The sequence below is a fragment of the Pseudoalteromonas xiamenensis genome, from assembly GCF_030994125.1.
Classification (GTDB): domain Bacteria; phylum Pseudomonadota; class Gammaproteobacteria; order Enterobacterales; family Alteromonadaceae; genus Pseudoalteromonas; species Pseudoalteromonas xiamenensis_B.
This window is the reverse complement of record NZ_CP099917.1, coordinates 1,600,092-1,625,861: the sequence shown is the minus strand read 5'-3', so window position 1 is coordinate 1,625,861 and position 25,770 is coordinate 1,600,092. Positions and strand designations below refer to the sequence as shown.

The 25,770-nt window shown below is 37.2% G+C and carries 27 protein-coding genes; 22 read left to right on the top strand and 5 right to left on the bottom strand.

The window, feature by feature from the left end; genetic code table 11:
• Nucleotides 1–29 precede the first annotated feature (29 nt).
• From gspG to NI389_RS07455, 13 genes are all read left to right on the top strand, one after another.
• Entirely contained in the window at nucleotides 30–425 is a 396-nt protein-coding gene (gene gspG, locus NI389_RS07515) for a type II secretion system major pseudopilin GspG (RefSeq protein WP_308362265.1), read from the top strand.
• Nucleotides 425–2,083, top strand: a complete 1,659-nt coding sequence (locus tag NI389_RS07510) for a GspE/PulE family protein (RefSeq protein ID WP_308362526.1) — start codon at nucleotides 425–427, stop codon at nucleotides 2,081–2,083. Before gspG ends, NI389_RS07510 begins: the two co-directional genes overlap by 1 nt.
• A 2-nt stretch (nucleotides 2,084–2,085) precedes the next feature.
• Entirely contained in the window at nucleotides 2,086–3,285 is a 1,200-nt protein-coding gene (locus NI389_RS07505) for a type II secretion system F family protein (RefSeq protein WP_308362264.1), read from the top strand.
• On the top strand, nucleotides 3,272–3,631 hold the full coding sequence (locus NI389_RS07500; protein ID WP_372588620.1) for a pilus assembly FimT family protein: 360 nt from the start codon (nucleotides 3,272–3,274) through the stop codon (nucleotides 3,629–3,631). Before NI389_RS07505 ends, NI389_RS07500 begins: the two co-directional genes overlap by 14 nt.
• Nucleotides 3,632–3,643: 12 nt before the next feature.
• The gene (locus NI389_RS07495) at nucleotides 3,644–4,066 is read left to right on the top strand and encodes a prepilin-type N-terminal cleavage/methylation domain-containing protein (RefSeq protein WP_308362262.1); all 423 of its coding nucleotides are present in this window, start codon (nucleotides 3,644–3,646) and stop codon (nucleotides 4,064–4,066) included.
• The gene (locus NI389_RS07490; protein ID WP_308362261.1) at nucleotides 4,050–4,781 is read left to right on the top strand and encodes a prepilin-type N-terminal cleavage/methylation domain-containing protein; all 732 of its coding nucleotides are present in this window, start codon (nucleotides 4,050–4,052) and stop codon (nucleotides 4,779–4,781) included. The genes NI389_RS07495 and NI389_RS07490 overlap by 17 nt, the downstream gene beginning before the upstream one ends.
• 2 nt (nucleotides 4,782–4,783) lie before the next feature.
• The gene (locus tag NI389_RS07485) at nucleotides 4,784–5,671 is read left to right on the top strand and encodes a type II secretion system protein GspK (protein WP_308362260.1); all 888 of its coding nucleotides are present in this window, start codon (nucleotides 4,784–4,786) and stop codon (nucleotides 5,669–5,671) included.
• On the top strand, nucleotides 5,656–6,756 hold the full coding sequence (locus NI389_RS07480) for a hypothetical protein (RefSeq protein ID WP_308362259.1): 1,101 nt from the start codon (nucleotides 5,656–5,658) through the stop codon (nucleotides 6,754–6,756). Before NI389_RS07485 ends, NI389_RS07480 begins: the two co-directional genes overlap by 16 nt.
• The gene (locus tag NI389_RS07475) at nucleotides 6,753–7,307 is read left to right on the top strand and encodes a hypothetical protein (RefSeq protein WP_308362258.1); all 555 of its coding nucleotides are present in this window, start codon (nucleotides 6,753–6,755) and stop codon (nucleotides 7,305–7,307) included. The genes NI389_RS07480 and NI389_RS07475 overlap by 4 nt, the downstream gene beginning before the upstream one ends.
• Nucleotides 7,308–7,446: 139 nt before the next feature.
• Nucleotides 7,447–7,797 (top strand): hypothetical protein, encoded by a 351-nt coding sequence (locus tag NI389_RS07470; RefSeq protein ID WP_308362257.1) that lies wholly within the window; start codon nucleotides 7,447–7,449, stop codon nucleotides 7,795–7,797.
• Nucleotides 7,781–9,862: a secretin N-terminal domain-containing protein gene (locus tag NI389_RS07465; protein ID WP_308362256.1), complete on the top strand. Its 2,082-nt coding sequence runs from the start codon at nucleotides 7,781–7,783 to the stop codon at nucleotides 9,860–9,862. The genes NI389_RS07470 and NI389_RS07465 overlap by 17 nt, the downstream gene beginning before the upstream one ends.
• Nucleotides 9,863–10,169: 307 nt before the next feature.
• Nucleotides 10,170–11,570, top strand: coding sequence for a hypothetical protein (locus NI389_RS07460; RefSeq protein ID WP_308362255.1), 1,401 nt, complete (start codon nucleotides 10,170–10,172; stop codon nucleotides 11,568–11,570).
• Between the two features lie 296 nt (nucleotides 11,571–11,866).
• The gene (locus tag NI389_RS07455; RefSeq protein WP_308362254.1) at nucleotides 11,867–12,409 is read left to right on the top strand and encodes a hypothetical protein; all 543 of its coding nucleotides are present in this window, start codon (nucleotides 11,867–11,869) and stop codon (nucleotides 12,407–12,409) included.
• Nucleotides 12,410–12,429: 20 nt separating this feature from the next.
• On the opposite strand, the gene NI389_RS07450 is transcribed toward NI389_RS07455, so the two are convergent.
• Both NI389_RS07450 and NI389_RS07445 read right to left on the bottom strand, forming a co-directional pair.
• Nucleotides 12,430–13,689 carry a flippase gene (locus tag NI389_RS07450; RefSeq protein ID WP_308362253.1) on the bottom strand — a complete coding sequence of 420 codons (1,260 nt, stop codon included), beginning with the start codon at nucleotides 13,687–13,689 and terminating at the stop codon, nucleotides 12,430–12,432.
• Nucleotides 13,679–14,569, bottom strand: a complete 891-nt coding sequence (locus NI389_RS07445; RefSeq protein WP_308362252.1) for a hypothetical protein — start codon at nucleotides 14,567–14,569, stop codon at nucleotides 13,679–13,681. Before NI389_RS07445 ends, NI389_RS07450 begins: the two co-directional genes overlap by 11 nt.
• Nucleotides 14,570–14,876: 307 nt before the next feature.
• Here NI389_RS07445 and wecA (NI389_RS07440) point away from each other — a divergent pair, with 307 nt between their 5' ends.
• Genes wecA (NI389_RS07440) through NI389_RS07425 form a run of 4 tightly spaced genes read left to right on the top strand, consistent with a single transcriptional unit; the run spans nucleotide 14,877 to nucleotide 18,455 of the window.
• Complete coding sequence (gene wecA, locus NI389_RS07440) at nucleotides 14,877–16,004, top strand: UDP-N-acetylglucosamine--undecaprenyl-phosphate N-acetylglucosaminephosphotransferase (protein WP_308362251.1); 1,128 nt, start codon at nucleotides 14,877–14,879, stop codon at nucleotides 16,002–16,004.
• 45 nt (nucleotides 16,005–16,049) lie between these two features.
• Nucleotides 16,050–17,333, top strand: coding sequence for a lipopolysaccharide biosynthesis protein (locus NI389_RS07435; protein ID WP_308362249.1), 1,284 nt, complete (start codon nucleotides 16,050–16,052; stop codon nucleotides 17,331–17,333).
• Nucleotides 17,308–17,952: a glycosyltransferase family 4 protein gene (locus NI389_RS07430; RefSeq protein ID WP_308362248.1), complete on the top strand. Its 645-nt coding sequence runs from the start codon at nucleotides 17,308–17,310 to the stop codon at nucleotides 17,950–17,952. The genes NI389_RS07435 and NI389_RS07430 overlap by 26 nt, the downstream gene beginning before the upstream one ends.
• Nucleotides 17,859–18,455 (top strand): glycosyltransferase, encoded by a 597-nt coding sequence (locus tag NI389_RS07425; RefSeq protein ID WP_308362525.1) that lies wholly within the window; start codon nucleotides 17,859–17,861, stop codon nucleotides 18,453–18,455. The genes NI389_RS07430 and NI389_RS07425 overlap by 94 nt, the downstream gene beginning before the upstream one ends.
• Nucleotides 18,456–18,526: 71 nt before the next feature.
• On the opposite strand, the gene pssE is transcribed toward NI389_RS07425, so the two are convergent.
• Genes pssE through wecA (NI389_RS07410) form a run of 3 tightly spaced genes read right to left on the bottom strand, consistent with a single transcriptional unit; the run spans nucleotide 18,527 to nucleotide 20,528 of the window.
• Entirely contained in the window at nucleotides 18,527–18,979 is a 453-nt protein-coding gene (gene pssE / locus NI389_RS07420; RefSeq protein WP_308362247.1) for a PssE/Cps14G family polysaccharide biosynthesis glycosyltransferase, read from the bottom strand.
• Nucleotides 18,976–19,452: a PssD/Cps14F family polysaccharide biosynthesis glycosyltransferase gene (pssD, locus tag NI389_RS07415; protein WP_308362246.1), complete on the bottom strand. Its 477-nt coding sequence runs from the start codon at nucleotides 19,450–19,452 to the stop codon at nucleotides 18,976–18,978. Before pssD ends, pssE begins: the two co-directional genes overlap by 4 nt.
• A 2-nt stretch (nucleotides 19,453–19,454) precedes the next feature.
• Nucleotides 19,455–20,528 carry a UDP-N-acetylglucosamine--undecaprenyl-phosphate N-acetylglucosaminephosphotransferase gene (gene wecA, locus NI389_RS07410; protein WP_308362245.1) on the bottom strand — a complete coding sequence of 358 codons (1,074 nt, stop codon included), beginning with the start codon at nucleotides 20,526–20,528 and terminating at the stop codon, nucleotides 19,455–19,457.
• A gap of 428 nt (nucleotides 20,529–20,956) precedes the next feature.
• Between wecA (NI389_RS07410) and NI389_RS07405 the strand changes: the two genes are divergently transcribed.
• The 5 genes from NI389_RS07405 (at nucleotide 20,957) to NI389_RS07385 (ending at nucleotide 25,770) form a co-directional block, all read left to right on the top strand.
• The gene (locus NI389_RS07405; protein WP_308362244.1) at nucleotides 20,957–21,874 is read left to right on the top strand and encodes a hypothetical protein; all 918 of its coding nucleotides are present in this window, start codon (nucleotides 20,957–20,959) and stop codon (nucleotides 21,872–21,874) included.
• A gap of 6 nt (nucleotides 21,875–21,880) precedes the next feature.
• Nucleotides 21,881–23,083 (top strand): glycosyltransferase family 4 protein, encoded by a 1,203-nt coding sequence (locus tag NI389_RS07400; RefSeq protein ID WP_308362243.1) that lies wholly within the window; start codon nucleotides 21,881–21,883, stop codon nucleotides 23,081–23,083.
• Nucleotides 23,073–23,621, top strand: coding sequence for an acyltransferase (locus NI389_RS07395; RefSeq protein ID WP_308362242.1), 549 nt, complete (start codon nucleotides 23,073–23,075; stop codon nucleotides 23,619–23,621). The genes NI389_RS07400 and NI389_RS07395 overlap by 11 nt, the downstream gene beginning before the upstream one ends.
• Nucleotides 23,622–23,683: 62 nt before the next feature.
• The gene (locus NI389_RS07390; protein ID WP_308362241.1) at nucleotides 23,684–24,895 is read left to right on the top strand and encodes an O-antigen ligase family protein; all 1,212 of its coding nucleotides are present in this window, start codon (nucleotides 23,684–23,686) and stop codon (nucleotides 24,893–24,895) included.
• The gene (locus tag NI389_RS07385) at nucleotides 24,892–25,770 is read left to right on the top strand and encodes a glycosyltransferase family 2 protein (protein ID WP_308362240.1); all 879 of its coding nucleotides are present in this window, start codon (nucleotides 24,892–24,894) and stop codon (nucleotides 25,768–25,770) included. The genes NI389_RS07390 and NI389_RS07385 overlap by 4 nt, the downstream gene beginning before the upstream one ends.

The following is a 25,770-nucleotide window of genomic DNA, read 5'->3' as shown; positions in this document are numbered from 1 at the left end:
TAAAATCTATCAAAATAAGGATCTAAATAATGAAAAAAAATAGTGGTTTTAGCTTAATTGAAATGATGATTGTATTAATCATAATCGGTTTGTTGGGTTCTATAGTTGCCCCAAAACTTTTTTCCAAAGTAAGCTCCTCTAAGAAAAAAACAGCTTTGGCGCAAATGCAAATGGTCGAGACAGCAATTGACACTTACCGTCTCGACATGGGAAATGTACCTGCTAAATTGGAGCAACTCGTATCAGGCAGTGCGCCAGGTTGGGATGGACCCTATTTGCCAAAGGCCGTACCTTTAGATCCATGGGGAAAGCCATATATTTATTCGGTTCCTGGTGAAAATGGCAAAGCATTCTCCATTATGACTTATGGCTTAGACGGCGAAAAAGGTGGAGAAGGTGAAAATGAGGACATCGTTTTAAAATGATGAATCTAAAAGAACTTCTTGTAAACAAGTTCAATGTTTCAAAACTAGATTTGGAAAAAGCGTCAACGTACCAAGATAGATATGGTGGCCGGCTAGAAAATGTTCTTGTGAATTTAGGTTGTTTAACTGAAGAAGATTTGACTCAGCTTTATCATTATTTACTGGGATATGAATTGTTCGACCCGGAAACATATTCGCCCTGGTTCCCGTCAAAAAATGTCCCATTTAGTTATCATTCTACGTTGAAGGAATTAAATTGTATTCTTTTGGACGTAATAAATAATCAATGGGTGATTGCATGTAAAGATCCGTTGGATTCGGAACTGTCAGAGTTTTTGAATTCAAAAGGTGTAGAACTCTGCGTCTTGCTGGCAACCGAAAGCCAATTACAAACCTATTTCTATGAAATTCAAAGCCAAAGTGAGCTTTCCGATATTAGTGATGAGCTTACGGGGGCGGAAGAAGCTAAGTTGCGAGAACTTGCATCAGAAGCTCCAACTGTAAATTTATTGAATTCATTAATAACTAGGGCGTTAGCTCGTGGTGCATCAGATATGCATCTCGAACCTTTGAAAGGTAAATTCAGGATCCGGTTTCGTATAGATGGAGTTTTGCATGACGTCGAACTCTTGTCACCAAAAATGCAACTTCCAATTATTACGCGATTGAAAATTCTATCTGGAATGGATATTGCGGAAAAACGTCGGCCACAAGATGGTAAAATTGAAATGCGGATAGCTAATCAAGAGCTCGATATTCGTGTTTCTGCGTTACCACTCAATGATGGTGAAAGTGTCGTGCTACGTTTTCTAAGAAAAGATAGTATTAGGCATGATATGTCAGTGCTTGGGTTGTCCAAAGACACTCAAAATTTGATACTGGATGATCTCAAAAAGACGACAGGGGTAATTTTATTAACTGGACCTACAGGTTCAGGGAAAACGACAACTTTGTATACTTTTTTGAATGAACTTAACAATGAAGATGTAAAAATCATCACGTTAGAAGATCCAGTCGAATATCAGCTTGAGGGGATAAATCAGGTCCAAGTCAATGCTGACATCGGATTCGATTTTGCAGCTGGTTTACGTTCAATCGTACGACAAGATCCCGATATTATCATGGTAGGTGAAATACGCGATAAGGAAACCGCACAGATAGCACTGCAATCCGCGTTAACTGGACATTTGGTGTTTAGCACTGTTCACACCAATGATGCGGCTAGTGCTTACACGCGCTTACTTGATTTGGGTGTAGAAGAGTTTTTGCTAAATGCAGCATTAGTTTCAGTAGTTGCACAAAGACTTGCTCGCAAACTATGTGAAAAGTGTGCTGTCCAGCACCCTAATCCCGATGAACTATTTATTCAATATCCGTTACATCGAATTGTAAAAAATTCAAATATAAGTGAAGTGCAGATTAAAGCACCTGTAGGATGCGAACATTGCAATGGCTCAGGTTTTAAAGGGCGAATTGCGCTAAATGAATATCTGCGATGCGACGATGTGATCAAGTCTATTCCAAAGGATGAACAGTTTATTCCGAAAGCTCATGATCACAACACAAGTCTTAAACGGCGAAATCTGCTTGAAGATGGTTTTTACAAAGTACTTCAGGGAATCACTACTATCGATGAAGTTTTGAGAGTGGCTGGATAGATATGGAATTTGAATATAAAGCTATCGATAATCACGGAAATCGGAATGAGGGGATAATTGAAGCGGAAAATTATGATGAGGCAATGCGTGTTCTTGATAGTAGAGGATTGTCCCCGTTAAAAATATCTGAAATTAATAATACTTCTCCACTTACACTATTTTCATCAAAAAAAGTTGGTTTATCTCAGATTGAGTTTTTTACGAATGAATTATCACTTCTATTAGAAAGTGGTATCAAAGTCGACAAGGCAATTGATATTATAAGACAATCGAACTCAGGTCTGGCATTAGGTACGTTATTAAATCAGATTTCATCTTCATTAAAGAAAGGTGATACTTTAAGTGAAGCCTTTGGTAAACATGAAAAAATATTTGGACCGCTTTATATTCAGCTTCTCAAAATAGGAGAAGCATCTGGTAGTCTATCTGATGTTCTAAAAAAATTGGCAAGAGATTTAAAGTTTCAAATGGATTTGAGGAATCAGATAAATACAGCGCTTGCTTATCCATCTATAATATTTTTTGTTTGTATGGCTGCGATTTATTTTGTGCTCACTTTTATTGTTCCAAAAATGGCTGGCATTATAGTTAACTTGGATGAAGCCCCTTGGTACACTCAATTAATAATAAGAACGAGTAATTATTTTAACGAGTATCAATTTTTTATAATTGGAAGTTTGATTTCAATAATTGTGTCGTTGGTTTACTTATTCCAAAAAGATCACGTCAGGGAATGGCTATATGTTAAGGTGTCACGTTTTCCTGGTCTTGGTAAAATTCTAATTACGTCTGAGCGAATACGTTTTTCACAGTCAATAGCTATGATGCTTGATGCGGGCTTACAATTAGATGTAGCGTTGGAACTTACACGAAACACAATGAAACATCCTGATTTCCGTCGGGATTCTAGCTTAGCCCTTAAACAGCTAAAGGCAGGGAAGCAACTAGGTGAGGTATTGAGCAAGACTAGAATTTTTCCATCTTTTTTCCTTTCGATTATAAAAGTTGGAGAAGAAACTGGACGTTTGTCAGTTGTTTTCGAGGATATAGCAACGAGATCTAGAGTTGACATGGAAAACGCAATTCGTAAATTTACCACAATGCTCGAACCAATGATGTTACTGTTTATGGGAGGATTTGTTGGAGGTGTTGTGATTGTGATGTTGATGAGTATGGTGTCTATGAACGATGTGCCGATCTAAAACTAATAATATAGGCTTTACGCTTATTGAATTACTTGTAGTACTTGCAATCATGGCTTTGACTATGAGTTTGACCGGCGGATTAATATTAAAAAATATAGGTAAACAGCAAAGATTTGTTGAAATTGAAAAAGTTAAAAATTTATTGAAAGTCGTGAGTTATGAATCCTTTTTTAATGGTAGAAATACAGTTGTGTCTTTTAGAGATAAAAGTATCCTTATCAAAGGTAATAACCGAAGGGAGATTGAATTTAAAGAGCTGATTTTTTTGCCATCTGAAATCAACTTCAATATGTACGGTATGTCCTCAAAAACAAGTTTTTCCATTATTGTAAATGGGGGGTAAAGGAGTTTGAGCTTGAAAATCTATACAATGAAAAGCGTTGAACAAGGTTTCACTTTAATAGAAGTGTTGATTTCTTCAGTTATATTATTTAGTTCAATAGCATTGACCTCCCAATTATACAACCAAATCGATTACCTATCAAAAAAAGCATCAAATTCAATGGTTTACAATCAAATTGGTAATGTTGCAATTGATCTCGTGAAAACAAAAATACAGAACTCTAAATTGGCATCGAATAATAGAGATATAGCCGAAGGTTCGGAGATGATAAATGGAGTTTCTTTTCTTTGGACTGCTCGTTTGGTTAGAAGAGTTAAGCCGCCTAGAGATATTGATGATATTATAGAACCAAAAGAACGATTCTCAGTATTTAAAGTTACTATTATGATAAGTCAAAAGCAAAACGTGGAGTTTAACGTTGTCGTCTGGGATTAAAGCTAGCAAGCAAATTGGTTTTACATTAGTTGAATTGATGATTTCGACATCCATTCTTATGGTTGTTATTTTTACTGGTTATTATTCTTACAGTTTGTATTCTAATTCGTGGGAGAAGAGGGCGGGTGTTTTTTGGCAAGAAACAAACGCTGGTATATCGATTGAACTCCTGAATAAAGTAATTTCTTCTTGTTTCCCATATATAGTTGAGTCAACGAACGAGCCTAACCTTAATACTTTTTTATTTCAAGGAACTAATGATGATATAACTTGTATTTCAAAAGAAGCTCTTTTCTCTTCAAAAGAGGCGTTGGTAAATATTGTTTTTGATGGAGGGGAAAAAAGTATTTATTATAGAGAGTTACCTTTTGATGACTATTTTTTAACGAAGTGGCCGAGTAAAAGCTTCAGTTGGAAACATCGGATTTTGATTTTAGGTAATGTTGATAAGGTTAATTTTAGATATTTTGGTTACAAGGGTATAGAGCAGGCGGTAGATTCTAATTCAGATAAAGCTATTGGTGAGGTTTTAGATTCAGCTAATCAAGCTGCTTATTATTCAAGTTATAATTCGGTTGAAAGGCGAGTCTTTCCTTTGAGTATTGAAATTGAACTGTACAGTCCAAAATTACTCGAACCCACCACTATGTTACACTATAACTTTGACCGGTTTTCATTTGAATCATTGCTTAATTACCGTCAATATCAGGAGTAGCTGTGAATAAGTCTCTAGGGGTTGCTTTAATTCAAGTTCTTATAATCTCAGCTGTTTTGGCGGTATTTTGTCTTTTCTTACAACAAAATATCCGTTTTCAAATTGATTTAGCTGCTAAGGCTAAATCTAGAATTGATTTACGTGTAAAACTAGAAAATGCTGAGTCCTTGCTATTTCAATCTTTGTTGGGTCATAAAAAATACCAAGATAAAAAAGATACAGATCCCATCGTAAGAAATTGGAATTTCTATGGGGAAAGCTTCTCAATATCAGATTCGGTTCGTGTCACAATTCAGGATAAGCTTGGATTAGTAAATGCAAATTTAGCAAATAAGAACCTATTAACTAATATGCTTGTTGAGCTAGGCTATGAATATAAAGAAGCGAATCATTTTTATGACTCACTCGAAGATTGGAAAGATTTGGACACTATGCGCCGTTTAAATGGTGCAGAGAAAGATGATTATACTGATTCAAGTTACCCTCGAAACGGCTTAATACAGAGTGTTTTTGAACTAACCCATATAAAAGGTGGGCAAAGTCTAAAAGCGCTTAAATTTAGCCAATATTTTACGACAGAAATCGCTAGTGGGTTTAATCCAATGAATGCCCCAGATAGAGTATTAAAAGCGTATCTTAGAAATGGTAAGTTCTTTCAACAAGTAAAATCCTATAGAGATAAAGGTGAACTTACACCATTGCTGTTTTATCAAATTACAGGTGTGGATTCAGACGAGTACATAACTTTTGCTACGAGTGGCTTCCTTGCTGTAGAATTGAGCGCCGTTGATGGGGAACTGCAAATAACAAAACGGATAGATTTGAAGCTTCAACCGAAATCTATGCAAAGGCCAATTATTATTAAGAGCGTATCGTGGAAAGAGAGTTAAGTTTAAACATGTTGCTTGGAGAAGGATTCAAGAATCGAATCGCAAATTTCTTAACATACTACTTCGAGCAGCCTTTTAAGCTAGTCGATGACAAACTAGTTGCTACGGAACAAACATCACTTATATGTGTTGTTTCAAAAAAGAACACTGTCGTAACGAGAAAAACTTATCAATCTGTTAGCCGTTCTGAAATTAGGACTATAGTCAATTTACAGAAAAAGTCATCATCTAAGCTAACTCACTTCAATATTATAGCTAAGTTAGATGATGAGTTTGAAGTGGTGAAAACGGAATTTCGAATTGATGAGCAGTATCAACGACAATTTGGTTTTTTAATAGCGGAAGATTCTTTACTTTCGAATACATATTCTGACACCGCCATGTCGATAGATACTCCTGGAGGTAGACTGTTTATCTTTGGTGAGAGTGGGAAAAGTGCTTATCGAGGCGGGCTACTGAATTCAATAGAGCAATTCGGTCACAGCATAGGTGCAATAGGTAAAAAAAATCTTGAAGTTGGTATTCATCAATTTGCACCTCTTTTAGTTTCTTCAATCAATGAAGTGAATCTCACTAAGTTGTTCAATCAAGTTCATTCTTACTTAAATGTTGGTAAGCTAAGTCGAATAGCGCATATGTTTATATGGGCTCCGCTATTAAGCTATACTGTAGGGTTGTGCTTAGTGAGTTCCGTTACTTACTTGATGTTAGGGCGTTTGGAAGCCCAGGTATTGGAAAACGGCGATGTTGCCAGTAATGTTTTAAAACAAAAAGTTGAACTAGATTTAATTAATCAATTATCTCGAAAAGTGAACGGGATAGCACAACAAAACCGAGATGTTTATCCACATTGGAGCTTACTAGCAATAGCGTTGGAGCACGGCGCGCTTATGAATTATTTTCGCTATGATAACGGTGTTATGAAAATAGATGGTGCAATTGAAAATGCAAATGAACTTATTGCAAAATTCAATGCCAGTCCTTTAGTTGGATCAGCTGTTTTTGATGGTGCTGTGAGAAAAAGCAACAACCTCGATAATTTCAGTATCCAAATTACTTTCAAAGAAAACGAGCTAGCCAAATGAAATATATAAAGAAGTATAGCTATTATATAAGCTTGACTGCTGCTTTGTTATTTTATGTTTATATAACAGAACCTCTCTATTCGTTTTCTGAAGAGCTCATCAGTAATTATCGGCTCCAGTCAAAACGACTAACCAAAACAGAAGATTTATTGGATAAGGCAGGTATGGTTGGTGAAGAGTTAAGTAAAGCGCAAAACAACAAAGCTGCTATGGAGGCATTCTTCTTTGGAGCTGAAACTGAAGGACAGTTTAAACTCCAGATTCAACAACAGCTGGATCAGTTATTTAAGCAATCTGAATGTAGGTTAGATACGCTAACATGGTTAGAAGGTGATGTGCTTTCAGAAAATATTCGTCAATGGAAAGTTAAGATTGAGTTTCAAGGTTCACCTCTTTGCTCAATAAAATTGACTCGTTTAATTGAAGAATCAACCCCCAGTTTGGAAATAGAACATTATGCATTTGGTGGGCAAAATTGGACCGGCGTCATTTCTGAAGTGCTTAATGGTGAATTTACGATCAATGTTTGGCGTATGAGGAAAGATTCGTGAGATTGTTCATTGGTATTGTATCTCTCATCTCTTTTTTAGTTGCACTGAGTCCGGTCTTCGAATTCGGAAAGACGGAAAAAAGCAATAGCACAGAACTTAGCGTAGAAGAGGTCTTAATCCCTGAAAAAGGGGGAAGGTAATGTCTTTAGAATTGAAGTGGGAAGAAGAACTTAAGCAAGTAGGGATTCAAAATACAGATATTGGATCGGAAGTTCAACGATTTAACAATGTCGCCGATAATGCCTCTAAAGTGCAATTTGAAGGGAGTACATTTGAGTTACTTGGTATATTCAAAGTATCTAGTGAGCCTTTTATTTTGCTTCGTTCTTCGTCAGACGGTCTACTTAAGCTTAGTGAAAATGAACACCTAACTGAGCGTGTTTATGTAAAGCAAATATCAAGTGATGCAGCGGTGTTTTTTGATGAAAATCAAATGGTTGCAGAATTAAAACTTTTTAAATGGCAAAGAAACAATGAAGCAGTTGAGTAAATTTTCGATATTCATCATTACAACCTTAACTTTACAGGGTTGTCAGAGTGTTATGGATCCGAGTAACACGACGAAAGCCAAACAAGTTAACATAGGTGCATCATTCCTGGCATCGGACTCACCTGATGATAAATCGCCAAGTGTAACTACTGAAAGCGGGAATTTTGCGCATGACAGTGAGTTCGAGCGGTTAAAACAGCTCTCTAACTCCTCAAAAAATTTAAAGTTAGAGCTTGATTTGTCGCAACAATTCGATAATAAAAATCAGCTTCAAGTCTCGGCAAATGCATTACCCATGAGTGATTTTATTCATTATGCGTTGGGAGAGTTATTAAATGTTTCTTATGTTGTCGAACCTACCATCAAAGAGAATACTACGCCAGTAACTCTTGAACTTAAAACAGCGGTAAGTGCACGTCGCTTCTATCAGTTGGTGCAAGAGGTTCTCGCTCGAAACAACGTTAGCATTTCGTTGAATGAGGGAATTTTTTACATATTTCCTAGTCGAAGCGGAAATACAAACTCAGAAAGAGCGTTTGGATTCGGCCGCTCTAGAGAGAGTGTGCCAAATGTTGCTAGCGAAATCATACAACTAGTACCAACTAAATACGGCGTTTCGCCAGGTCTTCGGAATTCCGTGGCTGGTTTAGTAGATGCAAGCGTTGCGATTGACACTCAGCAAGGTTTATTAACAATTCAAGGAAGAAGAGAGCAAATATTAAGAGCTTTAGATTTAATTTCGATTATTGATAGTCCTGCGCTGAGTGCAAAGTCGATTGCTCTTATGAATTTTACATACATCGATTCACAGACGTTTATTGAAAAAGTTAGTAAGCTATTACAAAACGAAGGTATTAGTACCAGCAATACACTAGGCAACGCTTCGAGTTTGCAGTTTGTGCCAATTGAACATCTTGGAAAGGTAGTCGCCTTTGCAACAGCAGACGAAATAATTGACCGAGTAGAGTTCTGGGCAAAGCAATTGGATAAGCCAGCTACAGGCTCTGAACAAAGCTTCTTTATTTATCATCCTAAGTATGCACGCGCGTCAGATCTTGGTGTTAGTTTAGCTCCTTTGTTAGGTGCTACAGCAACCGGAGGTAGAATGACTCAATCCGTTCCAACTTCCGGAGAGCCTAGAAACAACTCAAGTAGTGATACAGTTAAAGGTAGAACCAGTTCGAGTAAAGAAAGCTTTTCCATTGAAGGCGATAACCTAAAATTAGTTGTCGATGAACGCGCGAATGCACTAATTTTTTACTCCTCAGGGAAATACTACCAAGACTTACAGCCTATTTTAAGGCAACTGGATGTTATGCCCAAACAGGTTATGATGGAGGTAGTCATAGCGGAAGTAAAATTGACGGGGAGTTTTGCTAAAGGGGTTCAATTTGCCTTAACTAGTGGCCCTGAATCATCACGACAAGAAAAGTTTAATTTTAGTTCAAAAAATGGATTTAGTTATGAGATTGTGGGTCTGCCTGGATCTGTAACACTCAATTTGGCACAAAAAGATGGCCAAATAAATGTCTTATCTCGGCCCACTTTACTTGTTCGAGATGGTGTAGCCGCTAACATCAGTGTGGGTGATGATATACCAACAGCGGGAAGTACGATCTCTGATCCAATAAACAGTAATCGCGAAACAACCACGATTCAGTACAGAAAAACGGGTGTTGAACTTAATGTGACCCCCACTATTAATGCCCAAGGCACGGTAATAATGTCAATAGAGCAGAAAATATCGAGTGTAAATAAGGAAGCAAGTGTTGGGATAGATTCGCCAGCTATTTTTGAAAGGACGATAAGTACAGAAGTCGTTGCTGGAAATGGCCAGACTGTATTGTTAGGTGGATTGATTAGGCAAGAGCAATCTTCTGGTGCGTCATCGGTACCAATGATGGGAAGTCTTCCTATTATTGGTCATCTATTTAGATCGGATGAAAGCAGTTCTGATAAAACAGAGCTTGTTGTGTTGGTGACACCAAAAATAATTCAAAGTAATGAAGATTGGATGAAAGTTGAACAAAGCTTTAAAAAAGGATTGGAAAATTTGGTGTTTTAGCTTGATTCAAGAGAAAATAATCGGTATTTTAGCAACGTTTGCGTAACGGTGATTGTATAGATGAAACTAGCAGTTCTAGTTACGAAGAATTAATTAAAGCTGATTCCGTTTGTCACACAGTTAGAACGTTAACTATAATGTGTTGCACAAATGCAAAAAAAGCTAACATTTCTATGTTGTTACTTGACAGATTTTAAAGTAAAACATAGATTGACAACATCTCGATAGAAGTCGAGAATGTAGGTTCTTGGTTTATTGACATTCCTAATCAGTAAACCTGTTTCATGAAACTAGGAGAATGGAAATAATGAAACTATTCAAACAAGCACTTTTAGCGTCAGCTATTCTAGGTGCGTTTGGCGCTCAAGCTGCTGACTTAACGGATGCAGTAACTAAAACATCAAAGCAAGGTCTTGAAATTGCTGCTGCAGCAGATAACACATCTATCCGTGTTATCGTTCGTGAGCAATTGGAAGCTGGTGACCGTATCACTCTTACTTTCGGTAAAGGTGTAACAGGTCTTACTGCTGTTGCTACAAATGCTGCAGGCGAGGCACAAGCTACTTCTACTAACAACGAGCTAGGTATCGTATACGGTTCTGGTACTTATAAAATCAAACCAATTTCAACTACAACAACTAGTGGTGTAACAACGGTTGTTCTTGAAGTAATGACTGGTGACCCGGTTACTAAAGATTCTTCTTTCGAAGTTCAAGTTCGTGGTGCGAATATCGATAAGTCAAAAGCATCTGAAGCAACAGTTACTTACTCAGCTAAATCTGGCTTGACTGGTAATGCTAAAGATACTACTGGTGACAATACTGGTAACTTCATCGTTCTAGCTGATCAGTATGGCGCATCTGTGTCAACTAAAGCGAACGGTGTAATCCAACGTAACCCTGCAACTTTATTCATCAGCGGCGCTGTAGATACTACAAATACAGACGCAGATACTATTGCTGTTAAAATCACAGATACTCAATCTCTATTGTCAAAAGCAGCGGGTGTAAACGTTCAAGCGACAGTTACAATTGAAGGTGATTTCTCTTCTACTACTATCGCAGGTGCGGTAGCAGCTGTAGCTGGTACAACTATCAGCGCTCCAGCTATTGCAACTGATAAAAAGTCAATCAGCTTCACAGTTACTGATACAGCTGGTGCAACTGGTATTGAAGGTACTTACACGCTAACTCTTGACAACAATGCTACTGCAGCAAGCCCAATTAAGGCTTCTGAGTTTAAAGCTACTGTTGTTGTTGATGCAGACACTACTTCTGCTACAAACACTAAGCTAGAAGCACTTGTTAAAGCTGACGCGGGTGAGTGGGTTCTTGATGCAACAATCATCAACATTCCTTACTTCCCAGTAGGTTTCGAAGGTGTTAACACTTCTGTTCACTTTGCAAATGAAACTTCTTCAGAAGTTGATGTAATCATCACTGCAAACGATGATAAGGGTGTTTCTTACTCTACTACTAACCAATCTAAGTTCCTTGCTAAGAACTCTGTAACTAAAGTATCTCAAGTACAAGTTATGGATCTTCTTAAAGACAGCAAAGGTAACAAAGTTCCAGCTGGTTCTAAGTTAAGCATTACTTTCAACTTCGACGTTGATAAAGGTAAAGTAAACGCTTACGCATTCAGCGAAAAAGCAGGTGCTGGTCGTCAGTCTCTAGTGACTTCTCAGCAAAAAGGTTCAGACAAGTAATAACTACTTGTAATGAATATAAAGCCCAGCATTTGCTGGGCTTTTTGCTTTAAATCCTATTTATTCCTTATGTATCTATGTTTTTGGCTCATTAGTGTGTATATGTATATCGAAAACACAGATATAAAGCGTATAACTCTTATTTGATGACTCTGTTTATAAAATGAGAGAGTTAAAGACGGTTCTGTTATGTTGAAAGATTTAATAGGCCCGACTTATTGATATTAAGTTTAGTTACCTTAAGGTTCAGGATTACCATATGGAAAGTCCTGTGTATTTAAATTGAGGATTCCCTAATGAAAATGTTTAGAGTACTAATCGCCGTTTCTCTTTTTAGCACCTTGTCCGTATATGCTCAGGAGTGCGACTTTGAGTCACTTTTCCCAAAAAGCGTTAAAAAGACCCAGCAACAATTTAATATGAATAACGGCGGCAAGTTGAGTATGACACAGTGGCTAAATGTTGAGACCATTTCAGAATCTCGGGCAAAAATAGCCTCAAATATAATTTGCCAATCTTTGCAAGGTGCTTCCTATACGGGCGAAGATGAGGAATGGAGTCAATTTATTCAAGGTGCGGCTCGTGGATTAGTCGACGCAAATGCTACAAACATAGAGTTCACGCTTGTAGGCACGGACGACGCCACTTATCATGGTAAGCTAGATAATCGAGAATATCAATTTATAGCCACAATGGATGACTATAAGCAAATGATGAGAAATATTACTTTACTCAATAAGTCGAGAAATCAGGTTATTACGGTTTCAATAAGTGGAAATACGGTTATTGCCGAGGAAATAAATAAAGAGTACCGTCGTATTGTCTCACAGTTGAATTAATATAGTATAGCAGGAGCTGTTTAATCTTTACTTTGGAGTAAATTTGAAATATAGCTCCTGCCATCACGGAACAGGAATAAAAATAAAAAACTTGAGCTAAAATAAGCGAAAACGCTCGCGATAGCGGCACCAGAAATACCATAGCTTGGGATTAAAATGCAGTTCAATATAATATTAATTCCCGCACCAAATAAGTGGCTGTAAAGACTTAAATTGTAGTTTTTAGAAAGTATCAGCCATTTGCTTACAAAAGCTCTAAAAAAGACAAAGATTACAGCAAAAATATGTATTTTCAGTACATTTACTGAGTCAGTATAGCCCGTTCCATAAAGATTTTTAACTACCAAATCTGCAGTGAAATAGATGCTTATAATCAAAACACAACATATAGAAAACGCGATTTTAAACAGCTTTTGTTGAAATCGCCAATAAGTTGAATTTGAGCTATGAAATAAATAGACAAACTTTGTCATAAATACATTTGCTATCACTACAGGAAAAATGAACCAAATTTCAGAAAATTTTAGAGCTGCAGAGTAGTAACCAACCTCCTCATTTCCGAGTATTGAACCAATCATAAGTTGATCGATTTTGAGGTACAAAATAGATGCAATACTAGAGAGTGCTAGCCATTTTGATTGATGAAAGAGCCGTTTTGCCGTTCTAACAACATCCGTGTTAACGCGATTTTTAGTAGGCAAGTTACTAGAAAAATATAAATAACAATATCCGAGGGCACTAAATATGTATTCTACACCTGTAAGTAGGACTAAAATAAACAAAGGAGAGTCGTTCATTACAGCAAAAAGCAACATAGTTCTTGAGAGCAGTTTTGCTGTTACACGTATTATAGAACACTGTTTGGTTAAACCTTTGGATAGATATATGAATTCGATTAAATTAAAGCAATTGAATGATTGAAGAAGGACAAGTAAAAGAAGAGATGACTTTTCAACTATCAGCCCATCATTAATCTCAGCTAAGCAGAAAGAAAGCAGTATTGCGAGTATCGAAAAAATCGCCCGAACGAGCATTGCCGCTTTAAAAAAATGATGCGCATTATTTGGATAAAGATTGAAGTACTTTCCACATAGGTTATTTAGCCCCACTTGCGTAAATGGAAGGAGTAGAAATCCAGAAGCCAAAATAAAGGAGTAGAGGCCAAACTCTTCAGGTCCCAATGACCTTGCTAGTAATATTGTAGTTGCAAAACCGATTGACAATACAACGATTTTCTCTAAATACAATATAGCAATGTTGGCAATATCTCTATTTATCAAAATGCCACTCTTTTGCTTTTTCTACATTTTCTCTTTCAAATCTAGACATTTCACGAATGTGCTTCTCTACATTAGGCTCCGATAGATAATTGTTTAAAATCGAAATGATACTTTTTCCATCTGCTTTTTGTTGACTTGATGTTTTGTTCTTCTCTCTAACTTGAAGCTTCATTCCATATATGGATTTGAACTGACTTTCGAAGTTCGTTATGTCCTCCAGAAATCCAACGAGTTTGAACTTTTTGATATTAAGCAGAAATTGCTCTTGTAAATTTTGGCAATCATCTACGTTTTTTGGATATTGTCCGACAATATATGCTGTTTGCGTATTAGCCATTTGCCAGCCTCTTCGGCCAAATATGATCTCCCGGGCTTCTGCAATAAGATCGTCGGTTTTTAGGTTGTTGGGTTTCATTATTGATAAAGGGTTTGAAAGCTTATTGAATATATAATTTGATTTAAATCGAGAAACAGGATCTCGTAATAATGTAATAAAATCTGTTTTGTGGCTAAAACTCTCGATTAGTGTGCTATCTACCGGCCAATGACCACTGATGTACTGATGATTTAGTGTTAAAAAGTGGTCTAGAATACCTTTCAATATTTTCAGGTGATGTTCACTAAAGTCACATGTATCATCAATGCTGTCCATTAACCCTTTATAAGTGGCCACACTTGCTGCAATTGAAGTAGTACGACATAGACGAGGTTGTTGCGGCTGTGCGAGTAAACGTCTAAGTGCACTGTCTACAGAAATACCGCCGCATTTTGCTATGTGGATAAAAGCAATCTGTTTGTTTAATTTAACATGGCCGACAGGTGAGAGGTTTATTTCATACCCTATTCGATAGAGCGATTCTCTAATTAAATTTTTAAGCATACTTATGGAATGGATCTTTCTTGTTATAGTAGCATTCTAGTAAATTCGTACCAAGCTGAATGTGTGCTAACTACGTTTTTTGATGTAATAGGTCAGCTTGCGTGTACAGTTTCGAAAAGACACTAGGAGCATAGTGTTAATTCTCCTTTGTCTAGGACTTCCAATTTTCATTGAGATTCAGATGATAATTTAAGGCGAAAGTAAATGTGGTCATTAGCGTTCAACAAGATTCTATGTATGCAATTAGCGAAAGTGACTCTCAATTGCACCTGCTGTATAATGGCGCGTTAGTTCGTTCAATCCGGTTATGGATGAATTATTCTCTTATAGGTTATCTAAATTGGTACTAAGTAACATTGTCATTTTTTTTGCGTCTTTCCTAAGTTTGTTTCTTTTTAGAAAGTTAGCAAAAGTTGTAAATCTAGTTGATGTTCCCAGTGAGCGAAAGAACCACAAGGGTCGTATACCTTTGGTTGGAGGTGTCGCTATTTTCGTAATTGTGTGCGGCTACCTATGGTTGTCTGATAATGGTATGACAAATATCGATGTTTACCTCATATGCGCAATTAGTTTACTTATCATTGGTGTCATTGATGATTTGATTGATGTTTCATTCAAGTTACGACTTGTTGTTCAGGCTGGCGTCGCTTTTGCGATGATTTATTTCGCAGGCCTGAGTTTATCTCAAGTTGGAAATTTAATAGGCCCTTTTGAACTCAATATTGGTCTTTTTGGAGTTATAGCAACCCTTATTGCTGTTGTTGGTGCAATTAATGCGTTCAATATGGTGGATGGCATTGATGGGCTTTTAGGTGGGCTTGCTACAGTTTCTTTCAGTTCTATGGCTATTTTATTTTACTTCGCTGGCCATGTTGAGCTATTTGCCTTCAGCATTGCTGTTGTAGTCGCTACTTTGCCTTACATATTGATGAATTTAGGAGTCCCTTTTGGTAGACGATTTAAAATTTTTATGGGGGATGCTGGTAGTACGGTAATTGGTTTCACAGTCGTATGGTTACTGCTAGAAGGCTCACAGGGAAGCGTTGTTGCAATACGTCCTGTCACGGCGTTATGGATTGCGGCGATCCCAATTATGGATGCTGTTTCAACTATTATGAGGCGGATCAAGAAGGGACAATCCCCTTTTAAGCCTGACCGTGAACATCTGCATCATATTCTGCAAAGGCTCGGTGTTGGTCCTAAAATGACACTTTTCGTTATTTGTTCAATAGCCAGCTTGTTCGCATTAGTAGGGATATTAGCTCAACTTAATAGCATCCCAGACTATTTCATGTTCTATGGATTTATCCTCTGTCAGGTTTTATACAATCAAATAATGCATAATATTTGGAAGATAACGGTTATTGCTCGCAAACTACTAAATGTACCTCATAAGCAAGAACAAAAAGAGAACGAAGAAAGAACAGGACTATGAACCTGAGTTGCAACTCCTATTTTCTCATTAATAAATTTTACTGCAATGATTACGAAATTAATTCGGCAAGCTAGCATTTTACTCAGTGGAAATCTCTCTGCTTCTATTCTCAACTTTTTATCGGTAGCAATTTCTTTAAAAGCTTTGGGTGTTGAGTCATTTGGACAGGTAACGTTATTGCAAGCTTATATTCTTGTGATTAGTCTCGCCTTCAACCCTCAAGCTTGGCAAGGCATGATCCGTTATTTTAATCTCGGACAAGATAAAGCCGGATTGATAGTTGCAACGCTAAAGTATGATCTCTTTTGTGCTATCTTAGGTACGAGTGTGGCCATCTTATTTGCACAGGTCTATGCGGATAGCTTTAAGTTGAGTGAATACACTCAGTTACTGCAATGGTGTTCGGCTTACATTCTTTTAAATCAAACAAGTGTCGCTATCGGTGTTTTACGATATCAAGAGCGTTATAAAGCCTTGGCACTTCAAAACATAATTAGTGCAGTTCTATTTTTTGGTTGCACAGTTATTGGTTATTGGAAAAACTTGAGCATTAGTTTTTTCGTTGCTACTTATTTGATTACTTTAGGCCTTGGCGTTGTATTTATTCAGTTGCAATGCAGTCGTTGTGCGATCTCAATATTAAAATCGAATGATCGCGCTTGTGAACAACTTTCAAAGATGCAAAAAAACGAATTTAATCATTTCAATTTCACCGTTCATATGACAGCTTTATCCGATATACCTGTAAAACAGTTAGATAATATTCTAGTTGGCGCGGTAGTGTCTGTTGGTGCTGCGGGTGCTTACCGAGTTATAAAGCAAATAGCCACTATTTCTACTAAAGTGACCGGACCATTAAACCAAGTTTTGTATCCAGAAGTGAATCTACTGCTAGCTGAAAAAGCATATGAAAAAGTAAAAAATGCAATGTTAAAAATCATTTTTTTACTGCTTGTTCCTTCATTAGTTGTCGTTGTATTGGCAAGTGTTTCTATAAGTTACTGGGTTTCTGCGATTTTTTCGGATGATCTATTAGTGTATAAATGGGATATCGTTACATTCCTGCTAGTTCATGCTATTGCAACAGCATTTACACCAATTCATCCAGTCTTCCTAGCTTTAGGGTATGTAAAGCGCTTATTCATTATTACATTTTTTTCCAATGTTATTTTATGTGTTGGTATTTTGCTCTTAGGCCAACATCTAGGGTTGTTGGGGGTTGTAATTGCAATATCTTTACAATACCTATTAACTATTGTCTTTAAGCTACCACTGATTTTGCGTCGACTGGCAAAGGAAATTGATGAGAGTATTACATTACATACCTAGTTTTTCTGTGACAACAGAGACTTTCATTTATGATCAAGTTGTAGAGCTTGAGCGAAGTGGCATTGAGTCTGCAATCCTAACAGCTAAGCGACTGAATGAGCAAAGCCGTCCATTCGCACCGGTCTACCTCGCACCAATTAAATCAATCATTAATGAACGCGTTACACAAGCTTTTGCGCTACGCCTTCAGTTGCTCCCTTACATGATCGATTACAGAACATGGGGGCGAGTTATTAGTGAGTTTAAACCAGACGTTATCCATTGCCACACGGGTAATGCAGTTAAAACATGGATGCATGTAAATGATAAGTTGGGCCTTAATATTCCGACTGTTGCATCGTTACATGGCTCTGATGTAAATAGTGAGCCTTTGATCAGAGAAAAGTATCGAACGGTGCTTGAAAGGGCTGGTAGTAAGGATTTTATAAAATGGACCGTGCCTTCTCGGTTTTTAAAGTATAAAGCTACGCTAAATTTACATGTGCCAAGCGAAAAAATAGAAGTGGTTCATAATTCATTTAATCCATTGTTTTTAAAAGAAAAAAAGAAATTACTTTTGAGGGGGTACGAATTATCTCGGTTGGGCGCTTCATTGAATGTAAAGGTCATAAATTTCTGATAGAGGCTTTGTCCCTTGTTTTAAAAGTATACCCTAACGCGTATTTAACATTAGTTGGAGGCGGACCGCTAGAGGAAAGGCTTAAAGAGCAAGCGAGTAGATTAGGTATAAGCAACCAAGTTCAATTTATAGAGAAAGTGAGTCACGATAAGATACCTAGTTTGCTTGGTTTACATAACGTATACATACAACCTTCAATAAAAGATGAAGAAACATTTCAGGAAGAGTCTTTTGGTGTTGCTGCGTTGGAGGCTATGGTCTCAGGGCTTGCCACGGTTGTATTTGAATGTGGTGGTTTAACTGAACTTGCCAGTTTAGTTAATACTCCAGCAGTTAAGGTTGTTCCACAAAAAAATGTAAGTGAATTAGTTAAAGCTATTATTTATATATTTGAAAATAAATTAGTTATTAGCCATGCTGAGCGAGTGAAAATAGGAGAACTGTTTTCATCTACGATGAATTCTTCGCAGATCCTGAGAATTTATGGTGAATTGACTCAGTAGGTGTTGCCCCTAACGAATTGTCCACATAGAATTTCGGGCCTTTGCTTAAGATTATCATAGCGAATCAAAAATTATTTTGAGAAAATCCTAACTAACTCTTCGGCTAAAAAAAAACGCTCTTTTACGTAGGGCTTTGGGTGGTAATTTTCTGCCTCTAATATCTGCTCAGCGATAGAATCGATGTCTTTGCAAACAATAGCAAAGTTGTTTTCCTCAATATATATTGCCAGATCAGATTGATGTTTATCTATTCTGTCCATATTTGGCACGATGATAGATTTCTTACCTGTTTCTAAAAGTTCGAAGACTGTTCCAGCGCCGGCATGCGTAATAACTAGATCTGCATTGTCTAATATACCTGAGAAACCTTCTGTAAAAGAAAAATAATCACCGTTGGATGGCTTATACCTTCCATTTCCTATTTGAAATGTGAAATTGTAATTTTGAAATGATTTAGAGGCCTCATCGACAGCCTTTACCAAAGCGTCAAATGATGAAGAACCCACAGTTACCAGAATGTTCATAGCCTTCCACAATATTTTGCATTTCTATAGAGGGTTAGTTGCGCCTTGTTTTGCACCCAAAACTCAGTGCAAAGCTTGCTCATTATTCTTCCTGTAAAGGAACGAGTATAAAAACGGCAAAACGTTTCAATGAACACGACTTTTTTTCCGAGTAGTCGAACAATAATAGAGGGGATTATGGCCACTCCCGGGCCCGTAGATATCAGTCCGGTTATATCGTATTGATGGGAGATTCTAAAAGTTGTAATTATCGCCGAAAAGGTTCCAGAAATAGCCATAAGAAGAGATTTAAAACGACTTTGTTTATCTCGAACATCTTTAAGATGGAAATGCTTTATTGAATGACTAATTGGACTAGGGCCTATCGAAATGAACCTCAAATCTGCGTTAGCTATTTGTTGAAACAATAAGCTCATTTCCATTTTATGTCCGCCTTCTCCATAGAGAAGAATGACAACAGCTTGCTTAGACATATTTACTGCTTTTTACTCAACTTTGTTGTAATGCCAAAAAACCTACGTATTTTAACCGTAATTCGCCAAATTCGGCTCATAATATAGAAATATGCTAAGTTTACAACAATAAAGCTCCAAAACATCAAATAGTTGGGTACGTGCATTGATTCTGCGACAACACCTATTGTTGATAGTAGCAGAGCAAGAAAACAAATAGTTAATAGAGCCTGCTGAGACGATAGTCCTAAACGCATCATTATGTGATGTAAATGTTCTCTATCTGGTTTAAACGGAGATTGACCTTTCTTGATTCTTCTCAATATTGTTGATAGGGCATCCATAATAGGTATAGCTGCAATCCAGAGCCCCGTTACGGCACTGAATGACTTGTTGGAGCCCTGAGAGCCTTCTATCAACATCCAAACAACCGTAAAACCAATCACCGTACTGCCTGCGTCGCCCATAAATACCTTGAAACGTTGTCCAAAGGGAACCCCGACATTCATAAGAATATACGGAATAGTTGCAATTACAATCACGATTGAGAATGACAACAGTTGGGTATGTCCAGATATAAAAAATAACATGGACATAGCGCCGAATGTCACTGTGGCCATTCCCCCAAGCAAACCGTCAATGCCATCAACCATATTGTAAGCATTAATTGCTCCGATCACGGCAATGAATGTAAGAAAATATCCAAGAGTCGGAATGTTAATTTCTGAAGCGCTAAATAGTTGACCAAGATTTACTAGGATTAGTTCAGCATTTAGCATCATAACCAAAGACATCATTGCTTGGATTAGAAGTCTAAACTTAAAGTTTAAATCTTTGAAATCATCCCATACGCCGATTATAAGTAGGAAACCAGCACAGCACAGGTAAATATACGAATGAGACAATGTACCTGGAAAGACATATAGATAACTAAATACAACGACGAAAATGGCTAACCCACCGACCAAAGGAACTGTCCCAGAGTGCGCCTTTCTTTCGTTAGGTGTATCAACAAGATTGATTACTTTTGCAAGTTTTCTGAATAAAAACAAGCTTATAAATGTAGCAATAAAGACGCTTATATTATGTATTATCACTTTAAATAGTGCCTAAAATTAGATTGAACCATTAAGTCAGTAGCTAAGCGTAAATTACAATCTTCCCAGAGCACAAAACTTCTAAAAAGTCGCGCTAACCAGTCATCATAACGTATTGCTAGCTGTTAGTCACATCTGTATATCAAAGTCATTTTGGTTAGCAATCAGAATACATGATTAATGTAGCTGTATTCGTTTCTTTTTGTAAACAATCATCAATAAAATGAAATAGAGTTCGACAAAGATGTTCTTAGTGGGCTTGTTGGTGATACATTGGTCTTCAAAAGCAAAGACTAGCTATCGACTTTTTTGAGTTCACCTTTAGGGAGATTCCCTGTTACCTTTGAATCAAAAAGACTGTTTCAATAAAATGCTTGTTTGCTATAATGCCCACCTTTTTAGTTGGTTAAAGTTGGTTGGGGGAGTTCATGGAAAGTAACGTTGTAACCACAGAACATAATATTAACTCAATATTTTCTAGGTTGTTGATATATAAATGGGTTGTTGTTGTTGGGACATTGCTCTCTGTTGTGGCTTCTATTTACGTAGCAAAAGACCAACCGAATAAATACACCACTAAAGTTTATTTGGTTCCTTCTAATTCAAAAGAGGGAGGGGGACTCTCTAAGTTGGCTGGTCAGTTTGGTGGTTTAGCCAGTATGGCAGGAATATCGTTAGGTGGCTCCGAAGGCAATGATGTTGATACTGCGATTGAGTTTATGCTAAGCAGAGGATTCTTACAGCCATTTATCGAGAAACGGAAATTACTTCCAGATATTTTGGCATTGGAAAAGTGGGAACGAGATACTAACGTCTATGTATATGACCCAAAAATTTATGATGCAAAAAAACAGCTGTGGGTGCGAAGTGCTCCGCCTGGTAAAAAAGTCATCCCCACCGCTTGGGAGGGGTATATATCCTTGTTAGGGAACATCGATATCCTCTATATGAAGAAAAAAGGACTTGTTGAATTAAAGGTTACTTCACTTTCTCCAGAATTATCGGTCAACATAGCAACTTGGTTAATCGAAGACATAAATGAATTTTGGCGTGTTAAAGATAAACGAGAAGCTGAAGAGGCCATTAATTATTTAAAAGAAAAAGCAGCTGAAACCAGTGTTGCTGAATTACGCTCAGTATTTTATGAACTAATAGCAGAGCAAACTCGTTCTAAATTACTTTCATCTATAGGTGATTATCATCTACTTAAGCCACTGGCCCCTGTGGTTTATCCAGAGGAAAAGTCGGGCCCATCACGTGCTCTTATTTGCCTTGGTATTTCGTTTTTAGGTGGTTTGTTCTCTTTGATAGTCGCATTTATTTTGGCACTAAAATCTAAGGTATAACCTTCAATGGCAAATGCTTCATTAAAACCTTGTGTGGTGCTGACGAGTAACCAGTATAAGCCTAATATTGGAGGGATCGAAAACTCGCTTTATCATCTCGCTCAAGAATATAAGAATCTAAATTACGAAGTTATCATTGTTGCTAGCGACTTAAACCCTGAAAACAAATTACTACCAGAAGTTGAAATCGAAGATGGCGTAACTATCTATCGATACCGAGCTGAACAGAGTATAAGATTTGGTCGAGGAATTAAGCATATTTATAATGCGCTTAAGCTCTACAAACAGATTTTAAAAACATACTCTCCGGAAGTGACGGTTTGTAGGTTTCATTTTAATGTGGTTTACCTAAAGGTGCTTGGCTACAAAAACGTTGTTTATTTGGTCCCCGGCGTGGTTGAAAATGAGACGAAAGCAAGTCAACGACTTCCTACTAAAACTCTAGCAAAGATTAAAGATAAAATCTCTTTCTTATTGCATAAAACAGTGCAGCGGGTGGCTTTTTATAGCGCCGATAAACTGTATGTATTTAGTGAGAATATGCTGCAGCAGATAAAGAAAATTAATAGTTCTAAAAGTATCGCAACTTGCAAACCAGGAGTTAGTTTATCTCGATTCAACCTAGAGTCACGTACAAATAAACTTCAGCTGCGGAAAGAGTTAGGTTTACCTCATGAGGGTAAAGTATTTTTATGTATTGGTCGGTTTGTAAAAGCAAAAGGGTTTGATACTGCGATATCTGCCCTAATGCGGCTTGGAGACAATAGTGTGTCACTTTGGCTATTAGGGGAAGGAGCCGAGGAGTCCGAATTGAAAGCGTTGTGCGAACGCTTAAATATTGCAGATAATGTAAAGTTTCTCGGTCGCCAGAGTTGCCCTGAAATATATTACAAAGCTGCAGATTTTTTCATTATGTCATCTACTTATGAACCTTTAGGTCAAACAATTTTAGAAGCGTTATCTTGCGGATTACCAATCATAGGTGCAAGGTCAAGCGAATATATTATTACTGCAACAAGTGAAATATTAGACTCGACTAATAATATTTTAATAGGAGAGCATTCAGTTGAAGCCTTCGCAGAAGGAATGAGAAATTTAACAACACTAAGTGAGAGTGATTATATTCAACTTCAACAGCAAAATAGAGCTCTAGCGGAACAAAACTTTAGTTGGCATAAGTTAGCACTGGAGTTGGCCAATGATAACTAAATTACATTATGTTTTTTTGAAACTAGTGAACTACGTCGTCAAATCAGATAAGTTGCAGAGAAAACTTGAGAAGTTGGGATATATGTTGGCAATGCAACGTTATCGAAATCAAGGAGCTGAAATTGGTGAGAATACGATTATTATCGACACCAAACTATCCTCTTCAAGTAAGGGAGATCAATTCTTTATAGGAAGGGGTTGCACTATTACAGGAGCTACATTGCTTGGACATGACGCTTCCCCTACATTGTTTATAAACGAACTTGTGGTTCATCAAGAAAGTTATAAAAAGGGCTCAAGGCTTTCTTACCGAGCTCCTATTCGAATTGGCGATAATGTGTTTGTAGGCTGGGGAGCAATAATTCTGCCAGGCGTTAAAATTGGAAACAATTGTGTTATAGGTGCAGGAAGTGTTGTTACTCGAGATGTGCCTGATGGCATGGTTGCCGCAGGGAATCCGGCGCGTGTGATTAAAACGACTGAAGAATATATAAAAGCTTATAGAGTTACTTTAGAAAAAGAGCCTGGAAGATTTTGATGTTAAGGCAATTTTTTGTTAGTTCTGTAGAACCATCACTAGCACACAAATTGTGTTTGTTTATGATGAGTGTGTATTTAATTGCTGATGTTGCCGCTGGCTTTACTGTTATTCAGCTTGGGATAGATTTGAAATTGTCACTTTTATATAAGCTGCCTTTAACTATTTTGGTACTCATTCTAGTTCTTTTTATGGACGTCAGATATTTTCTTGGCTTATGTGGGCTACTATTCCTTTTGCTCCTTGGACCTGTATGTCAGCTAATCATGAACACGAATTCAGCGTTATTTATCAATGATTTTTCAAACGTATATAAAATAATTATGCCAATAGCTATTTTTATCTATTTTGGTCTATTATCAATGCGTTGGAAGTCTTTTTCTGCGAAATGGCTCGAAAGAATATTAATCAGTAACTTTGCTATTTTGTGTTTTAACTTGATGCTAGGAGCATTAGGGCTTGGGCGTTCAAGCTATCAACTTAGGGACGATGAAACTGCAGGTTCTAACGGCTTCATTTATGCAGCAAATGAACTAGGTGCGACTATGGTTGTACTCTTCTCGTTTATGTTACACATGTGCTGGAATTATCATCGTAGATGGTACCCTGTTTTAGCTTTGTTTACCGTACTTTGTGGTTTACTTGTTGCGACTAAAACAGCAATGCTTGCGGCAATGCTTCTTGTATTTGTTATACCATTAGCAAATGAGCGGGAGAACTTTTTTAAAATCACTGCACTTAAATTATATATTGTAGTACCTATGATGGTCAGTGTTGGGTTTATTGCATTTATCATCAACGATTTATTGCAGGCACTAGGGCTATATGATCGTTTTATGTGGGTACTCAGTCAAAAGGGGGTTTTAGGAATCATTTTGTCCGGCCGAGACGAATATGCACGACAACTTTTTGTCGTTTATATCGACTATTTAGATTTTTGGCAACAAGCAGTAGGTGTTGGAAGCGCCGGTATTGCTGAATTTCTCCCAATCAAATATTCTGCTGAAATTGATTTCATTGATGTTCTCGCATATTTTGGGTTTCTTGGATTAATAATATGTTTTTGTTTTTACTTTCTTACTTTTGTGAAAGCAGCGATGCTATTTACAAAATATAATGCTGTTTATAGTCCAAGTGTCGTGGTAGGAACCTTTATTCTATTATTTTTAGCTCAGTTAAGTGGGCACGTCTGGATTTCAGGAACGTTAGGTGTTTCACTCGGATGCTTTGTATCACTCTTGTGGGTCGACAATGAGAAAAGGAGTAACTCATGAAGTTGGATTCACCTCTAGTAACTGTTTGGATCCCTACTTGTAATCGCCTGAAATTATTAAAAAGAGCTGTGAGATCGGTGCAACAGCAAACTTATGAGAATTTAGAACTGTTTATTGTTGATAATGGTTCGAATGATGGTACGGTTGAGTATCTACATCAATTGGCTATTGAAGATAAGCGTGTTCGATTTCATTGTTTCGATGTGAATAGAGGAGCGTGTTGTGCTCGAAACTACGCCATAGAACATGCGTCCGGTGAATATGCAACAGGACTTGATGATGATGATGAATTTTTACCGTCTAGAGTGGAAGATTTGGTAGAGGCCTATGACGATCAATACGCGTTTGTATGTAGTGGCTATATCTGGGATTATGGGAAGATTAAACGATTGCTCTTAGACTCCAACTTGATTATTAAAATCGATTCTCAGCTCAATTACAACCAAGCTTCAAATCAGGTACTGACTAGGCGTAAAAGACTTATTGACTCAGGTCTATTTGAGGAATCTATGGTGTCTTCTCAAGATTGGGAACTTTGGACTAGAATGATTTTAAAGTATGGCGCAGCTAGAAGAATTGGTAAGCCTTCATATATTGTTCATACCGCACACGATAAACCTAGAATAACAGATAGTTTAAATAATCGCATTGTAGGATTTCAACAATTCCACAAGCGATATGGTCATTTAATGTCTAAAACAAATCAAAAATGTTTCGATTTTCTTGTCCATTATAACAAGGGAGGAAAAATAGACTTTGCCTGCGTAGTTAGGTTCTTTACTCCTGCGATAGCAAATAAATTACTTAGGGCATGGCTTGCGTCTTTGTTTCCGAAAATTGCTAGAAAGCGCTTAGAACTTTTCAAAAGGGATTAA

Coding starts and splice junctions, on each gene's coding strand:
- gspG (WP_308362265.1), top strand. CDS start 30: ATGAAAAAAAATAGTGGTTTTAGCTTAATTGAAATGATGATTGTATTA.
- NI389_RS07510 (WP_308362526.1), top strand. CDS start 425: ATGAATCTAAAAGAACTTCTTGTAAACAAGTTCAATGTTTCAAAACTA.
- NI389_RS07505 (WP_308362264.1), top strand. CDS start 2,086: ATGGAATTTGAATATAAAGCTATCGATAATCACGGAAATCGGAATGAG.
- NI389_RS07500 (WP_372588620.1), top strand. CDS start 3,272: ATGTGCCGATCTAAAACTAATAATATAGGCTTTACGCTTATTGAATTA.
- NI389_RS07475 (WP_308362258.1), top strand. CDS start 6,753: ATGAAATATATAAAGAAGTATAGCTATTATATAAGCTTGACTGCTGCT.
- NI389_RS07470 (WP_308362257.1), top strand. CDS start 7,447: ATGTCTTTAGAATTGAAGTGGGAAGAAGAACTTAAGCAAGTAGGGATT.
- NI389_RS07465 (WP_308362256.1), top strand. CDS start 7,781: ATGAAGCAGTTGAGTAAATTTTCGATATTCATCATTACAACCTTAACT.
- NI389_RS07460 (WP_308362255.1), top strand. CDS start 10,170: ATGAAACTATTCAAACAAGCACTTTTAGCGTCAGCTATTCTAGGTGCG.
- NI389_RS07455 (WP_308362254.1), top strand. CDS start 11,867: ATGAAAATGTTTAGAGTACTAATCGCCGTTTCTCTTTTTAGCACCTTG.
- NI389_RS07445 (WP_308362252.1), bottom strand. CDS start 14,569: ATGCTTAAAAATTTAATTAGAGAATCGCTCTATCGAATAGGGTATGAA.
- wecA (WP_308362251.1), top strand. CDS start 14,877: ATGGATGAATTATTCTCTTATAGGTTATCTAAATTGGTACTAAGTAAC.
- NI389_RS07435 (WP_308362249.1), top strand. CDS start 16,050: ATGATTACGAAATTAATTCGGCAAGCTAGCATTTTACTCAGTGGAAAT.
- NI389_RS07430 (WP_308362248.1), top strand. CDS start 17,308: ATGAGAGTATTACATTACATACCTAGTTTTTCTGTGACAACAGAGACT.
- pssE (WP_308362247.1), bottom strand. CDS start 18,979: ATGAACATTCTGGTAACTGTGGGTTCTTCATCATTTGACGCTTTGGTA.
- pssD (WP_308362246.1), bottom strand. CDS start 19,452: ATGTCTAAGCAAGCTGTTGTCATTCTTCTCTATGGAGAAGGCGGACAT.
- NI389_RS07405 (WP_308362244.1), top strand. CDS start 20,957: ATGGAAAGTAACGTTGTAACCACAGAACATAATATTAACTCAATATTT.
- NI389_RS07400 (WP_308362243.1), top strand. CDS start 21,881: ATGGCAAATGCTTCATTAAAACCTTGTGTGGTGCTGACGAGTAACCAG.
- NI389_RS07395 (WP_308362242.1), top strand. CDS start 23,073: ATGATAACTAAATTACATTATGTTTTTTTGAAACTAGTGAACTACGTC.
- NI389_RS07390 (WP_308362241.1), top strand. CDS start 23,684: ATGATGAGTGTGTATTTAATTGCTGATGTTGCCGCTGGCTTTACTGTT.
- NI389_RS07385 (WP_308362240.1), top strand. CDS start 24,892: ATGAAGTTGGATTCACCTCTAGTAACTGTTTGGATCCCTACTTGTAAT.